Genomic DNA, 13,677 nt, shown 5'->3' on the forward strand with positions numbered 1-13,677 from the left:
CGGTTGGACTTGACCAGTACAGGGAGTAACAAATGGACAAAACATATTTAAAGGATGCTTACATACTCTCGGTCTATGACTATAAAGACTTTGAAAAATCATTTCTTGGGGAGTTTTTGTCAGGGGTTGTTATTGACGATGAAACATTCAGATTTCGGCCATTTGAGCAAATGGTAACTTCAAAGATTGTTAGCAAATCTGCTGATGAGGATAAGTTAGAAATATACACACATAGTGAGAGTTGTTATGTGATTGATGCTGACCATAAGTTAATTGATATTTCGTTTGTTGAACTGGTTGTTATGAGGGCGGGAGCTTATTCGGTAGATCGAGTTTTAGAAATGAGAGAGCAACTTAAGTCTCAAAATAAAAGCCATTGAATAACGAAGATAAGAAGTCTGATGAGATTATTATTTGTCACTTATACCGTTGAAAAATTTGACGATAATCAAATATTCATAAATTTTTATACAGCATCAATTTACTTAGTCAAAAATTTGCATTAGTATTAGAGCTGTATATTTGTAAGAGAATTTTATGTCTAAAGCATTTTCAAAAGTCTTAGTAATGACGCTTATGCTGGTTGCCTTTGTAGGGCAAGCATTTGCGTATTCTGCTATGTCTTGTGAAATGTCATCAGGTTCTCACGAATCACACATGAACATGGATCATTCCAAAATGAGTCATCATGAAGGAATGAATCATGGGGATATGAATAAAAGCAGTAATGGTCAATCAGAAGATTGTTGTGATGTTGAATGTGTTTGTCCTGCAAATGCTTGTTCATCTACTACAGTCCTAAATTCCAGCATTGATTCGACAGATATTCAAATATTCAGTGAATCTGTAGCTGCTCTGCAATCTAAACAACCTCATTCAATTTCCACTTCCCTTTATCGTCCACCAATTTTTGCCTAATACAGGATTAGTGCGTCCAAATTTCGCACACATGTAATTAATTTTTCTGTTAGTCAATATAGCGTCGTAGCGCTATAGATATTTTCCAGCAATGTCTGGGGGCAAAAATGATCAATAAGTATTTAAAAATAGCAGTTGTAATGCTGCTTTCACCTGCGTTTGCAAACGCAGGTGAACATAAACATGTACACAATAACGATGTAACACCTTTGGAGTTAATCGTTTATAAAACCCCTACTTGTGGGTGTTGTAAAAAATGGATAACTCATATTGAAGACGAAGGGATCGTTGCACATTCCAAAGATTTCCGAAACATCAGCAATATCAAAACTAAGTATGGGATCAAACCTAATTACCGTTCATGTCATACAGCGGTTAGTCGAAATGGCTTTGCCTTTGAAGGACATGTCCCCGCTAAATTTATTCAGCAGTTCTTGACAGAAGAACATCCAAATGCCATTGGGCTTTCAGTTCCAGCAATGCCAGTTGGCTCTCCCGGTATGGAAGTCGGTGACCGCTTTATGCCATACAAGGTGTTAATTCTATTAAAGGATGGAACGAGTAAAGTCTATGCAAAAGTTAAGACATACGAGGAGCAATTCTAATGAAATTGAACGCTTCAAACCTTACTTCACTTTCAACTGCACTAATACTCGGCTTATCTGTATTCTCAGCTCAAGCTGAGAAAGTAGTGTCGCTTGAACAAGCTATCACCTTAGCTCAGCAAAATGATCCTTGGCTTCATGGTAGCCGATTGAAACAAAGTGCAGTTGAAAATAGAAGTATTGCTTCAGGTACTTTGCCTGATCCGAAAGTATCGCTAGGGATAATGAATTTACCAACAGATACTTGGGATTTAGATCAGGAAGGAATGACTCAGCTAAAGGTTGGCGTCTCTCAAATGTTTCCGAGAGGCGACAGTCTAGAGATCAAACAAGACCAGTTACAAATTGAGTCCACGAAATTTCCCCTGCTACGCGAGGATCGTAAAGCGAAGTTGAAAAGCCAAGTGTCACAGCTTTGGCTAGATGCTTACTTAGCCCAACAGACCATTAAATTGATAGAAGCGGATTGGGCGCTTTTTGAGCAAATGGCGGAAGTGGCTAAAGCTAGCTATTCAAACGTTGTTGGTAAAACTAGACAGCAAGATGTTATTCGTGCTCAGTTAGAAATCGTGCAGTTAGATGACAGGTTAACTTCGCAAAAGCAGAAACTAGAAACGACAATTGCTCGTCTCAATGAGTGGCTTCATATTTACGATGCTGCTCGCTTAAATGAATCTTTCGATTTTGACGCTCAACCACTTGAGTTTAGTGTCTCAAAAGAATTGCCTTCGATTCGATTGAAGAATCCAACCGTCCTTAAAGCATCTAACTACTCAAGGAATATATTGGCTCAGGAACTTGCGAATCATCCAGCAATACTTGCAATTGATGTGAAACGCAAAGCTTCAGAAAAAGGTGTTGAATTAGCTAAACAGCAATATGAGCCGCAATGGGGGGTGAATGCAAGCTATGCCTATCGTGACAATATGCCTTCTGGTGATAACCGAGCTGACTTATTTTCTGTTGGGGTAACGTTTGACTTACCGTTGTTCACAGAGAATAGACAAGATAAGCAAGTTGCAGCTTCTATTGCTGAATCAGAAGCGGTTAAAACCGAGAAGTTATTGCTGACAAAACAAATGATCAGTGCGTTGGAAAAGGAGCTTAGACAGCTTAAACGCTTATCTGATAGACAATCTATCTATCAAGAACAACTCCTTAAACAAACTCATGACCAAGCAGAAGCGTCTTTGACGGCCTACACCAACGATGATGGTGATTTTGCCGAAGTTGTTCGTGCAAGAATCGCAGAATTAAACGCCAGAATATCAGCCTTAAGAATTGATGTTGATGCACTTAAAACAGTAGCTCGGATCAACTATTTCTTTGCGCATTCTCAATCTAAATCAAATGCTGAACATAAGTCGATGCACACTTCGTACAAAACTAATCAGCACTTATCCAGTCAGCAATTTGGAGAAAAATAATGTCAACGAATACTAAAACACCAAATTTGAAACTAGTAGCCGCCATCATCATTGGGGCAGCACTAGGTGCTGGAGCATTAAGTTTATATCAAGGTACAGGTTCAAGCGGTAATGGCAATGAAGCTACATCAGGAGAGAAAAAACCGCTGTATTGGGTTGCACCGATGGATTCTAATTACCGTCGTGACAAGCCCGGTAAGTCGCCTATGGGTATGGATTTAATTCCTGTGTATGAAGAAGGATCATCTGGTGATGACTTTGGCCCCGGAGCCGTAAAAATCGCGCCTCATGTAGTGAATAATCTTGGGGTTCGCACTGCTCCTGTTGAGCTTAAAAATATGCATACTGAAATATCAACCGTAGGTTACGTTCAATATGATGAAGATAAGCTAATTCACATCCATCCACGTGTTGATGGTTGGATTGAAAAACTCTATGTTAAAGCGGCAGGTAACCCTGTAGAGAAAGGGCAGCCTCTTTATACACTGTATTCTCCTCAGTTAGTTAACGCGCAAGAAGAACTTTTAATAGCTTTAAAGCGCGACAATAGTTCCTTAATTTCGGCGGCGAAAGATCGCCTTAAAGCGTTACAGCTTTCAGCAGATTTCATTCAAAAGCTAGAAAAGACTAGAAAAGTTCAGCAAACCATCACCTTTTATTCACCACAAGCAGGTGTTGTTGACGGTTTGAAGATTAGAGAAGGCTTTTATGTCAAGCCGGGAAACACCTTATTAAGCATTGGTCAACTAGATCAAGTTTGGGTTGAAGCAGAAGTGTTTGAACGTGACGCAGCCTTAATTAAAGAAGGACTGCCTGTATCAATGACACTGGATTATTTACCCGGAGAGGACTGGGCTGGTGTCGTTGATTATGTTTATCCAACCTTGAACAGTAAAACACGCACACTCAGAGTGAGACTGAAGTTTGACAACCCAGACTATCAATTAAAACCAAACATGTTTGCACAAGTCTCTATTCACGCTAATCAAGCTGATAGCACGATACTCGTACCTAAAGAAGCCGTCATTCGCACAGGTAAACAAGACAGAGTTGTACTTGCCTTGGGGGATGGGCAATTTAAGTCTATCGAAGTGACAATTGGCCGGGTTGATATCGATAGTATCGAAATCTTAGAGGGTCTTAATGAAGATGATGTTGTGGTGACATCAGCTCAATTCTTGATTGATTCTGAATCAAGTAAAAGCTCTGACTTTAAACGAATGACTCATGATGAAGTACCTAACTCTGTTTGGATGCAAGGTGATGTTAATAGTGTCATGGCTGGGCACCGCATGGTTAATATCAGTCACGGCCCTGCTGAAGCTTGGGATTGGCCTGAGATGGTTATGGATTTTGCTGTAGCTGAAAAAGTCGATATTGACTCATTAAAGTCTGGTCAATCTTTGCACTTTGAGGTGAGTAAAACCGAAGATGGTGGATATGAAATTACTGGAGTTCATATCATGAGTGAGTCTGCTGATATGAGTGAAGAAGTATCTTCTGCAACAGTATCAGGTCTAATCAATACGATTGATATTGATACACGGATTCTAAATATTAGCCGAGGCCCAATAGATAAATGGGATAGACCTGCGGCGACGATGGATTTTATCGTTGCGGACAATATAGAAATAGTTGATTTCAACGTTGGTGATAACGTCATTTTTACTTTTGAGGTGAAAGATAATTTGGTTATCACTGAAATTTCTCTTGAATCAGATGAGCAACATAAGCATGAACCAAAAAGTGCTGTTGACCATTCAAACCATTAACTAGGGAGATAAATGATGATTGAATCAATTATTAGATGGTCGATAGGCAATCGCTTCTTCGTTATCTTAGCTACCTTAATTTTGATTGGTGGTGGGCTATTTTCAATAAAGAATACGCCTGTTGATGCACTACCAGATTTATCTGACGTTCAAGTAATAATTAAAACGAATTACCCCGGTCAGGCACCGCAAGTTGTTCAAGATCAGGTTACATATCCACTGACAACTGCAATGTTGTCTGTTCCCGGCGCTGTTACTGTTCGTGGTTATTCATTTTTTGGTGACTCATTTGTTTACGTCATCTTTGACGAAGACACTGACTTATATTGGGCAAGGAGCAGAGTACTTGAATATTTAAGTCAAGTAGCCCCTTCGCTACCCGCTAGTGCGCGTCCACAACTAGGGCCAGATGCGACAGGTGTTGGCTGGGTTTACCTATATTCTCTTGTAGATAAAACGGGCAACTTGGATATTAGCCAATTGCGTAGTATTCAAGATTGGTTCTTAAAATATGAATTGCAAACTGTCCCCGGAGTGTCAGAGGTTGCTGCCGTTGGTGGAATGGTTAAACAATATCAAATACAAGTCGATCCCGATAAGTTAAGAGCCTACGGTATACCACTTAGTCACATTCAAATGGCCCTTAAGCGTGGTAACCAAGAAACAGGTGCCTCTGTTGTTGAAATGGCTGAAGCAGAGTACATGGTTACCGCAACTGGCTATATCAAAAGTATTTCAGATATAGAGTTGATCCCTCTCGGTGTGAACGAACAAGGAACGCCGCTTACTATTGGCGATGTGGCAGAAGTCAACTTAGGTCCACAAATGAGACGAGGCATTGCTGAACTAAATGGTGAAGGAGAAGTTGTTGGTGGTGTGGTTGTTATGCGCTTTGGTGAAAACGCACAAAAAACCATTGATGGAGTAAAAGCCAAATTAGAAGAGTTAAAAAAAGGTTTACCCGAAGGAGTTGAAATAGTTACGGTTTATGATCGCTCTGGCTTAATAGGAGAGGCGGTAGAAAACCTATGGAGTAAATTGCTCGAAGAGCTTGCTGTCGTCGCGATTGTATGTGTTGCATTTCTGTTTCATTTGCGATCTTCGATTGTTGCAGTTGTCACTCTACCTATTGGCATCTTAGCTTCATTTATCATCATGCATATGCAAGGTATCAATGCGAATATTATGTCATTAGGTGGTATCGCTATTGCAATTGGTGCGATGACAGATGGCGCAATAGTGATGATTGAAAATATGCATAAGCATATGGAGAAGACACCGCTAACAGATGAAAATCGTTGGCAAATAGTCTCAAAGGCGGCAAGTGAAGTCGGCCCTGCATTATTCTTTAGTTTGCTCATCATTACAGTCTCATTCTTGCCAGTGTTTATCTTAGAAGCGCAAGAAGGAAGGATGTTTTCTCCACTTGCTTACACAAAAACATATGCAATGGCCGCATCAGCAGGCTTAGCGATAACATTAGTTCCTGTTTTAATGGGGTATTTTATTCGAGGAAAAATTGTTTCAGAAAAGAAAAACCCTTTAAACAGACTGCTTATTGCTATCTACATGCCTGTTTTAAAGCAAGTTATGAAGTTTCCTAAATCGACAATAGTAGCAGCAATATTAGTGACGATTGTTGGTTTTTGGCCTGTTGATAAGATTGGTAGCGAGTTTATTCCTCCTCTAGATGAAGGAGATTTAATGTACATGCCGACTACATATCCGGGGATCTCTATTGGTAAGGCAAGAGAGATTCTACAGCAAACCGACAAGCTAATTAAAACAGTGCCTGAAGTTGAAACAGTATTTGGTAAAGTAGGAAGAGCTGAAACTGCAACTGATCCCGCGCCCCTAACTATGATTGAGACCTTCATTCAGTTGAAGCCTCAAGAAGAGTGGCGTGAGGGAGTTACAACAGAATCTCTAAAAGCTGAGTTTGATAAGTTGGTTAAGTTTCCGGGCTTGACGAATGCTTGGGTTATGCCAATCAAAACTCGTATTGATATGTTGGCAACAGGTATTAAAACGCCAGTAGGTATTAAAGTAGCAGGAGCTGATTTAAATACGATTCAAGAGATAGGGCAACAAATAGAGCAATTGTTACCAGAGGTGACAGGAACCGCTTCAGTTTATTCTGAACGAGTTGCAGGTGGACGATATATCAAAGTTGATATTTCTCGTGAGAAAGCAAGTCGTTTTGGATTAAACATCGATGACGTACAACAAGTAGTTTCAACTGCTATTGGTGGGATGAATGTCACTCAAACAGTAGAAGGTCAAGAGCGTTATCCTGTCAACTTGCGATACCCACAAGATTATCGTGACTCTCCAGAGCAGTTGTCGCGCTTGCCTGTTGTCACTCCAAATGGACAACGCATCGCACTGGGTGACGTAGCTGAAATAAAAGTAGAAGTAGGCCCTCCGGGGATCAAGAGTGAAAATGCACGTATTAATGGTTGGACGTTCATTGATATAGAGGGCGTTGACGTTGGTACTTATGTTGAAAGTGCCAAAAAACAATTAGCTAACAACCTGATATTACCAGCAGGCTATTCGATTACTTGGGCTGGTCAATATGAATATATGGAAAGAGCTAAAGCCAAGCTTACTTATGTTGTTCCATTGACGCTCGCCATTATTGTTATTTTGCTCTACTTAAACTTCAGAGCGTTTAGCGAAGTTGCGATCATCATAGTGACCTTGCCAATGGCAATGATCGGTGGACTATGGTTGATGTATCTAGAGGGGTTCAATTTCTCTGTAGCAGTTGGTGTAGGCTTTATTGCTCTGGCTGGAGTAGCTGTTGAGATTGGCGTAATAATGTTGGTATATCTCAATCAGGCGCTTGCTGAACTTAAGGAAAAAGCGAAAGAGCGAGCAGAACTCATCTCAGAAGATGCATATCAAGATGCCTTATTGCACGGTGCTGGATTACGTGTTCGTCCTGTAATGATGACAGTAGCGACAATCATTATCGGCCTAATGCCTATTTTATATGGTACAGGAACAGGCTCTGAGGTAATGAGTCGTATTGCTGCACCAATGGTAGGTGGGATGACAAGTGCAGTCCTGCTAACTCTAATTGTATTACCCGCGATTTATTCAATCGTTAAAAAGCCTGAAGTAAACGCTTTTAACAAGGAACTTTCTAATGCGGAGCTAAAAAACAATGCTTAGAAAAGCTAGGAAGTACCATAAATGGCTAATGGCATTTGTAGGGGTACAGTTCCTTTTCTGGTCGATTACTGGTGTGTATATGGTGAGTATGGATATTCACTATATTCACGGCGAGTCTTTGGCTAAAAGTGAGAAATCCAAAATAGATTTAGAAAGTGTCAACTACGCCATTGAAGAGCTTACTAGTGATTACCCTAAAGCTAGCCAAGTCATGCTGACTCAAAGCATGGGCCGTCCCCATTATTCTTTTGTTAATGGAGTGCAGGGAAAAGTGGCAATTGATGCTAAAACTGGGGCCGTTCAGGCCCTTGTGGATGAAGCCAAAGCTAAAGAAATAGCGCGATATCACTATGCACTGAATCATGAAGTCGACAAAGTCAGATTGATAAAAACTGTTACAGATATGCCTGCTGAATTGTCATCAAGACACTTACCAGTGTGGAGAGTAACGTTTGATCAATTTGCCACACCTACGTTTTATATAAGTCAACAAACTGGGGCTGTTGTAGCCAAGCGACATGATTTCTGGCGTTTGTTTGATTGGATGTGGCGGTTCCACATTATGGATTACGATGATGGAGAAAACGTATCTAACTGGTTTTTGTTCTTGGTCGCAACTCTAGGTCTAATGGGAGCAATTACTGGCGCTGTATTGACTTATTATCGAGTGCTTTCCCCAAATAAAAAGGGAGTCATTTGATGCGACTATTTAAGTTGAATACAACGTTACACAAATGGCTTTCTTTATTTGTTGGTTTACAACTGCTTATTTGGTTGGGAACGGGTCTTTACTTCAATTTGATGGATCACAGTAAAGCCAGTGGTAATGAGCTTAGAGTTCATTCTCATCATGAAGGTAACATTACAGACTTTATCTTTACCCCTATTAAAGACATTACTAGTGAAGCACCTCAAGAAGTAAAACTTATATGGATTTTACATCAGCCTTACTATCATTTTGTGTTCGATAAGGGCCAGCATAGCTACCAAGAACGCCACTCAAAGCTATTTGATGCTGTAACAGGAAAGCCATTTAATCTGTCTGAAGAACAAGTACTAACTTTGGCAAAAAACTCTTACTCAGGTGAGGGCAAGCTAGCTACTCCAGTGTTATCTCAGCCCCCATTTTCTGATCACGTAAGGCAACAAAATCCTATGTGGCAAGTTGTCGTTGAGGATGAGAATAATACAACTATTTATTTAGATAGTATTACAGGCCAAGTGCTTCGCCATGCCAATGATGATTTCAGATTGAAAGATCTGATGATGAAGCTTCACTTTATGGACTATGGCAATTCTGGCGGATTTAACCATTGGTTGATCATTGCATTTGCTTTTGCAACGCTATTCCTTTCAGTTACTGGTGTTACTTGGCTGATACAACAGTATCAAAATGGTTTGCTGAAGCTAAGTTGGGGCAGCAACAGGCAAAAAGTATCAGTGACTTTTTCCAATGAAAATACTATCGCCGACGTCTCAGCAGATGCTAATTCAACAGTATTAGAAGGACTAGCAAGTTCACACGTATACCTATCGTCAAGTTGTGGTGGCGGCGGTACATGTGGCAAATGCATGTTCTTAAGTTCAACTCAATTACCTATCACACTTTCTGAGCAGGAACATTTATCAGATGAGCAGCTAAAGGAAGGTTATCGGTTAGGGTGTCAGCATCGGTTCTCTGAAGTTAGCTCGATTGAAGTTAATACGGATCTCAATATTGAATATCATGAGCTAGTTGTGGTTGCGACTAACTTCATTACTCCTTTTATCAAGGAATTGAAATTTAAAGTGAAATCAGGAAAACGATTGGCATTTAAAGCTGGTGCATATATGCAATTTGAAGTGCCAGCAGGGATGAATAGTTTACGCCCAGATGATATACCAGAGAACTATGAAAAATACTGGGAAAGTTACTCTCATGGAAGATTTTCTCATGACGGTGTAATTCGTCACTACTCATTAGTTAACTTTGACGAGGAATCAGATGAGTTAACGTTTAATATCCGCTGGCAAACTGCTAAGGATGGTTTTAGAGCAGGTATAGGTTCAAGTTATTTAAGTTCACTTCAAGTAGGTGAAACTATAACCGCAAAAGGTCCTTTTTCTGACTTTTACGCCACTTCAAATAAAAAGGTTCGTCGCATCTTTATTGGTGCTGGATCAGGACTTGCCCCACTGAGAGCCATTATTTTTGAACAGTTGAAAAAGCACCATTTTCAAGGTGATATGACACTCATCTATGGTGCGCGAACTGAAGAACATTTGCTATACCGCGATGAGTTAAACTCATTGAGTGAGCAGAATAAAAACTTTTCTTATATTCCTACACTTTCTAACCCTTCAGAGGAGTGGGAAGGACGCTCTGGGCATGTGCAGCAGACGTTACTATTGCTTTTAACTGAGGGGGTAGATCCTTTGGCTACTGAGTTTTATCTGTGTGGCCCTGATGCAATGATGACCGAGGTGGAAAAAATAATTACAGATATTGGTGTACCCAACAACCACATTTTTAAAGATAAATTTAGTCGTTAATACATAAATTAAACAGAGGTAAATATGAAAACATTAATTAAATTTTTAACCGTAATCAGCGTTGTTTTTAGTAGTGCAGTATTTGCGCATGTACATCTTGAAAAAAGCGTACCTGCTGATAATGCAATGCTAATGAAGACTCCAGAAGAGTTAACATTGGCATTTAGCAAAGAGGTACGCGTAGTCAAAATCACATTGAAAAATAAGTTAGGTAAAAAGGTTAAATTTGGCTTCAAACCTACTAAAGAAGCCCATACTGAATTTACGTGGAAACTACCGAAACTAGCACCTGCTAACTATGTAGTTGATGTTACTTTCTTAGGTAAAGATGGGCACAAAATGAAAGATAGCTTTGGCTTTATGGTTCACTAATTTTGAATTGAAAACATCTAGCAGATGTTTAGCAAACTCAGGTTTAAATAAGGCTGTAATGGTGCTTTTTTAATAGAGCACCCTTATTGCTTTATTAGCTCTCATCATTCAGAGAATGTAGTAACTCTGTAAGATTATTGGGAATAGTATTTATAACGAACACGGGAATTTAGAGTGAACATAATTAAAAACTTAAAAGTTAAACGAGTAATTACTCGACTATTAGTTACCTTGAACATGCTTGTATTGCCTACAGTTCTGGCTCACGAGACATTTTTGCTTCCAATTCAAAGTGTTTGGGAAATGAATAGTAACGTAGAGGTTAGAATGGCGAGCGGATTAAGCTTTCCTGACCTTACATGGGGCGTAAACCAAGAGCGTATTTCTTCGTCAACGGTTCAACTTAATGGAAAAAATGTAGCCAGCCCATTATTTAAAGATGGTAAAGCTTTTTTAACCGTTAGTTTCAAGGCAAGCGAAGCTGGCTTTGGAGTGGTAGCTATAAGCACTAAAAAGCGCTCTGGTGATATCGAACATAAAAATACAGAAGGATATTTGGAGGAAATAGGCGCATCAGAGTCTATTAAGCAGGCTTTTAGAGCATTACCGGGCAAGCCTCCATTACACAGAAGTTACGTCAAACATACAAAAAGTTTGATTTGCGTTAAAAGCTGCAAAAAAAGCCAAGATTTAAGTTTGAAACCTGTTGGTCAAAAGCTTGAATTTATAACTGCTAACGAAGATTTAAATCGTTTTCAACTTCTGCTCGATGGCAAGCCTTTACCTCATCATGACGTGAAGGTACGAAACTCTGAGAAAGAGCTTTATCAATATAGAACTGATTCTCGCGGCATGTTTTCTATTGGAGAGCAGGTATCGGGTGCTGTCATGCTTGCAGCCGTTGCTATAACTTTGCCCGAAAAACCAGATGGGCTGTATCACAGTGATTATGCCTCTTTAGTGTTAAACACTAAGCAATAGGTTTGTATTTTCTCAATATAAAAGAGTGTTTGTTATGGAAATGATTATCTGGAATACCGTTATTGTACTGTCCAAAATTGTATTTTACGTTGGCTTTGCCTGTATTGCTGGTTATACATTTTTCAGGCAAATTTTTGAGCGCAATGAATGTCATAACAATTCATTGACAGCAAACCTTAAATGGATGAGGGCTTCGATCATCGTCGCTTTGATTGCTAATGGTGTTTGGTTCTTTGCCAGTACTGGTGCAATGGCAGAAGAAGGCATTCACGGTGCATTCGACCCTGATATGTTAGGTATTATGTGGGACTCTTCTATTGGTGATGGAACTTTGCTTCGAACCATAGGGGTAATGATAGCAATATTGGTATTAATATCACCGTTCAAACTCAAATCAGTAGTACTGAACAATTACCTAAAACAAGGCAGTTTGGTATCTAGCTTATTTTTACTTGCGTACACCTTTACCTTGGTCGGTCATGTATCTGAGCTAGGAGTGTTCGAAAAAGTATTGCTGATGCTCCATGTGCTTGTTATGGCTTGGTGGTTCGGAGCGTTGTTTCCGCTTAAGCAAGCTTGCCATGAATCGGACTATGGGCAGCTCTACTCATTGATGGACACGTTTGGAAAACAAGCAAGTATCGCGGTGAGCCTATTATTGGTTGCTGGCCTTTGGTTAGCTTTTCAATTAGTCGGAAATGTTGAAGAACTGTTTAGTTCAAGCTATGGGCAAACACTGCTACTTAAATTAGCTCTCGTGACTTCGATATTGGGCATCGCAGCTAAGCATAAGTTAAAACTTGTCCCATATCTTAAAAATAACGATGGCAAAGAAGCACTATCTAAATCTATCTCGATAGAAATGGTAGTCGGTTTTGCCATTTTATCTGTAACGGCAGGGCTTACAAGTGTTGTTGGCCCTGCAAATTAAAACCTAAAAGAGAGAATGAAAATGAAAACAATAAATATATTACTCGTTTTATTAATGACGTTTAGTTTCACAGCAAGCGCTCATGGTGATAAGAACAAAGACAAAGGCTTGTTTAAAGGTGTAGATACACCTGCCGCAAAAGTCGTTTTGGCATTTCATCAGGCACTAGAAACGGGTAATAAGGAGCTAGCGAGAGAACAGCTAGCGGATGATGTGACCATCTACGAGGGAGGTCGTGTTGAAAGAAGTGCTGATGAATACGCCCATCACCATATGCTGTCGGATATGAAATATCTCGCTTCTATGAAGAGCAAAACACTAGAACATCAAGTAACGATTCTTGGAAACACCGCTATATCTGCTTCGCGCAGTCACACCAAGGGTACATACAAAGGCAGAGAGCGTGATTATCAAGGAATGGAAACAATGGTTCTCGAAAAGCAAAACGGTGAATGGAAAATCAAGCACATTCATTGGTCACACTAATTTAATAGTCAAACAAGGGAGAATTTTAAATGACTAAATATATAGCAATAACGATGTTGAGTATGTTGGCTTTTTTTGCAAATGCACATGATAAAAGCCGCATGAATGACGAAAAGCAAATTACTCACATCATTCATCAAATTAAATATGGTTGGGAAAATGGCGATGGTAAGCCTTTTCGCAAGTACTTTCTTGATTTTAAAGGGGCAAGGTTTTTTGAATCAGGTGGTCAAAATGTTGGGCTTAACGATTTGGTTGAACACCATGTTGAACCTGAAAAAGATGCGTTGGTTTTCTTGAACTTGGATTTTTCCAACATTCAAATTCATATTGAAAATGAGTTTGCTTGGGCACTTGCCGATACAGCGGTAAAGGGTGAGGTGAGAAAATCGGGTAAAACCTTCAATAAAACAGGATTTCAAACGTTTCTATTAAAGAAAGTAGATGGTGATGGCGTTGTTTCCTAAATCATT

Annotated in this window: 13 protein-coding genes; all 13 read left to right on the forward strand. The window is 39.7% G+C overall.

Annotated features, from left to right (window positions below):
• Positions 1 to 32: 32 nt before the first annotated feature.
• The 13 genes from C3B51_RS22745 to C3B51_RS22805 all read left to right on the forward strand — a co-directional run bounded on the left by C3B51_RS22745 (position 33) and on the right by C3B51_RS22805 (position 13,671).
• Positions 33 to 380 carry a hypothetical protein gene (locus tag C3B51_RS22745; protein WP_045979609.1) on the forward strand — a complete coding sequence of 116 codons (348 nt, stop codon included), beginning with the start codon at positions 33 to 35 and terminating at the stop codon, positions 378 to 380.
• A gap of 157 nt (positions 381 to 537) precedes the next feature.
• Positions 538 to 918 (forward strand): hypothetical protein, encoded by a 381-nt coding sequence (locus C3B51_RS22750; protein ID WP_130246489.1) that lies wholly within the window; start codon positions 538 to 540, stop codon positions 916 to 918.
• A 107-nt stretch (positions 919 to 1,025) separates the two neighbouring features.
• Complete coding sequence (locus C3B51_RS22755; RefSeq protein ID WP_130246490.1) at positions 1,026 to 1,523, forward strand: DUF411 domain-containing protein; 498 nt, start codon at positions 1,026 to 1,028, stop codon at positions 1,521 to 1,523.
• Positions 1,523 to 2,950, forward strand: coding sequence for a TolC family protein (locus tag C3B51_RS22760; protein ID WP_130246491.1), 1,428 nt, complete (start codon positions 1,523 to 1,525; stop codon positions 2,948 to 2,950). Before C3B51_RS22755 ends, C3B51_RS22760 begins: the two co-directional genes overlap by 1 nt.
• Positions 2,950 to 4,722 (forward strand): efflux RND transporter periplasmic adaptor subunit, encoded by a 1,773-nt coding sequence (locus C3B51_RS22765; protein WP_130246492.1) that lies wholly within the window; start codon positions 2,950 to 2,952, stop codon positions 4,720 to 4,722. Before C3B51_RS22760 ends, C3B51_RS22765 begins: the two co-directional genes overlap by 1 nt.
• A 15-nt stretch (positions 4,723 to 4,737) precedes the next feature.
• On the forward strand, positions 4,738 to 7,902 hold the full coding sequence (locus C3B51_RS22770) for an efflux RND transporter permease subunit (RefSeq protein WP_130246500.1): 3,165 nt from the start codon (positions 4,738 to 4,740) through the stop codon (positions 7,900 to 7,902).
• The gene (locus C3B51_RS22775; protein WP_130246493.1) at positions 7,895 to 8,602 is read left to right on the forward strand and encodes a PepSY domain-containing protein; all 708 of its coding nucleotides are present in this window, start codon (positions 7,895 to 7,897) and stop codon (positions 8,600 to 8,602) included. Before C3B51_RS22770 ends, C3B51_RS22775 begins: the two co-directional genes overlap by 8 nt.
• Positions 8,602 to 10,434 (forward strand): 2Fe-2S iron-sulfur cluster-binding protein, encoded by a 1,833-nt coding sequence (locus C3B51_RS22780; RefSeq protein ID WP_130246494.1) that lies wholly within the window; start codon positions 8,602 to 8,604, stop codon positions 10,432 to 10,434. Before C3B51_RS22775 ends, C3B51_RS22780 begins: the two co-directional genes overlap by 1 nt.
• Positions 10,435 to 10,458: 24 nt before the next feature.
• A complete protein-coding gene (locus tag C3B51_RS22785; RefSeq protein ID WP_130246495.1) occupies positions 10,459 to 10,806 on the forward strand; it encodes a copper resistance CopC family protein in 348 nt (115 codons plus the stop codon).
• A 174-nt stretch (positions 10,807 to 10,980) separates the two neighbouring features.
• Complete coding sequence (locus C3B51_RS22790; protein ID WP_130246496.1) at positions 10,981 to 11,787, forward strand: DUF4198 domain-containing protein; 807 nt, start codon at positions 10,981 to 10,983, stop codon at positions 11,785 to 11,787.
• A 34-nt stretch (positions 11,788 to 11,821) separates the two neighbouring features.
• On the forward strand, positions 11,822 to 12,718 hold the full coding sequence (locus tag C3B51_RS22795; RefSeq protein ID WP_130246497.1) for a copper resistance D family protein: 897 nt from the start codon (positions 11,822 to 11,824) through the stop codon (positions 12,716 to 12,718).
• A 15-nt stretch (positions 12,719 to 12,733) separates the two neighbouring features.
• The gene (locus C3B51_RS22800; protein WP_130246498.1) at positions 12,734 to 13,204 is read left to right on the forward strand and encodes a YybH family protein; all 471 of its coding nucleotides are present in this window, start codon (positions 12,734 to 12,736) and stop codon (positions 13,202 to 13,204) included.
• A gap of 29 nt (positions 13,205 to 13,233) precedes the next feature.
• Positions 13,234 to 13,671: a nuclear transport factor 2 family protein gene (locus tag C3B51_RS22805; protein ID WP_130246499.1), complete on the forward strand. Its 438-nt coding sequence runs from the start codon at positions 13,234 to 13,236 to the stop codon at positions 13,669 to 13,671.
• Positions 13,672 to 13,677 lie beyond the last annotated feature (6 nt).

The organism is Pseudoalteromonas rubra (assembly GCF_004212645.1).
Lineage (GTDB): Bacteria > Pseudomonadota > Gammaproteobacteria > Enterobacterales > Alteromonadaceae > Pseudoalteromonas > Pseudoalteromonas rubra_G.

Excerpts from the sequence above, each read along its gene's own strand:
- C3B51_RS22745 (WP_045979609.1), top strand. The coding sequence starts at position 33 with ATGGACAAAACATATTTAAAGGATGCTTACATACTCTCGGTCTATGAC.
- C3B51_RS22750 (WP_130246489.1), top strand. The coding sequence starts at position 538 with ATGTCTAAAGCATTTTCAAAAGTCTTAGTAATGACGCTTATGCTGGTT.
- C3B51_RS22755 (WP_130246490.1), top strand. The coding sequence starts at position 1,026 with ATGATCAATAAGTATTTAAAAATAGCAGTTGTAATGCTGCTTTCACCT.
- C3B51_RS22760 (WP_130246491.1), top strand. The coding sequence starts at position 1,523 with ATGAAATTGAACGCTTCAAACCTTACTTCACTTTCAACTGCACTAATA.
- C3B51_RS22765 (WP_130246492.1), top strand. The coding sequence starts at position 2,950 with ATGTCAACGAATACTAAAACACCAAATTTGAAACTAGTAGCCGCCATC.
- C3B51_RS22770 (WP_130246500.1), top strand. The coding sequence starts at position 4,738 with ATGATTGAATCAATTATTAGATGGTCGATAGGCAATCGCTTCTTCGTT.
- C3B51_RS22775 (WP_130246493.1), top strand. The coding sequence starts at position 7,895 with ATGCTTAGAAAAGCTAGGAAGTACCATAAATGGCTAATGGCATTTGTA.
- C3B51_RS22780 (WP_130246494.1), top strand. The coding sequence starts at position 8,602 with ATGCGACTATTTAAGTTGAATACAACGTTACACAAATGGCTTTCTTTA.
- C3B51_RS22785 (WP_130246495.1), top strand. The coding sequence starts at position 10,459 with ATGAAAACATTAATTAAATTTTTAACCGTAATCAGCGTTGTTTTTAGT.
- C3B51_RS22795 (WP_130246497.1), top strand. The coding sequence starts at position 11,822 with ATGGAAATGATTATCTGGAATACCGTTATTGTACTGTCCAAAATTGTA.
- C3B51_RS22800 (WP_130246498.1), top strand. The coding sequence starts at position 12,734 with ATGAAAATGAAAACAATAAATATATTACTCGTTTTATTAATGACGTTT.
- C3B51_RS22805 (WP_130246499.1), top strand. The coding sequence starts at position 13,234 with ATGACTAAATATATAGCAATAACGATGTTGAGTATGTTGGCTTTTTTT.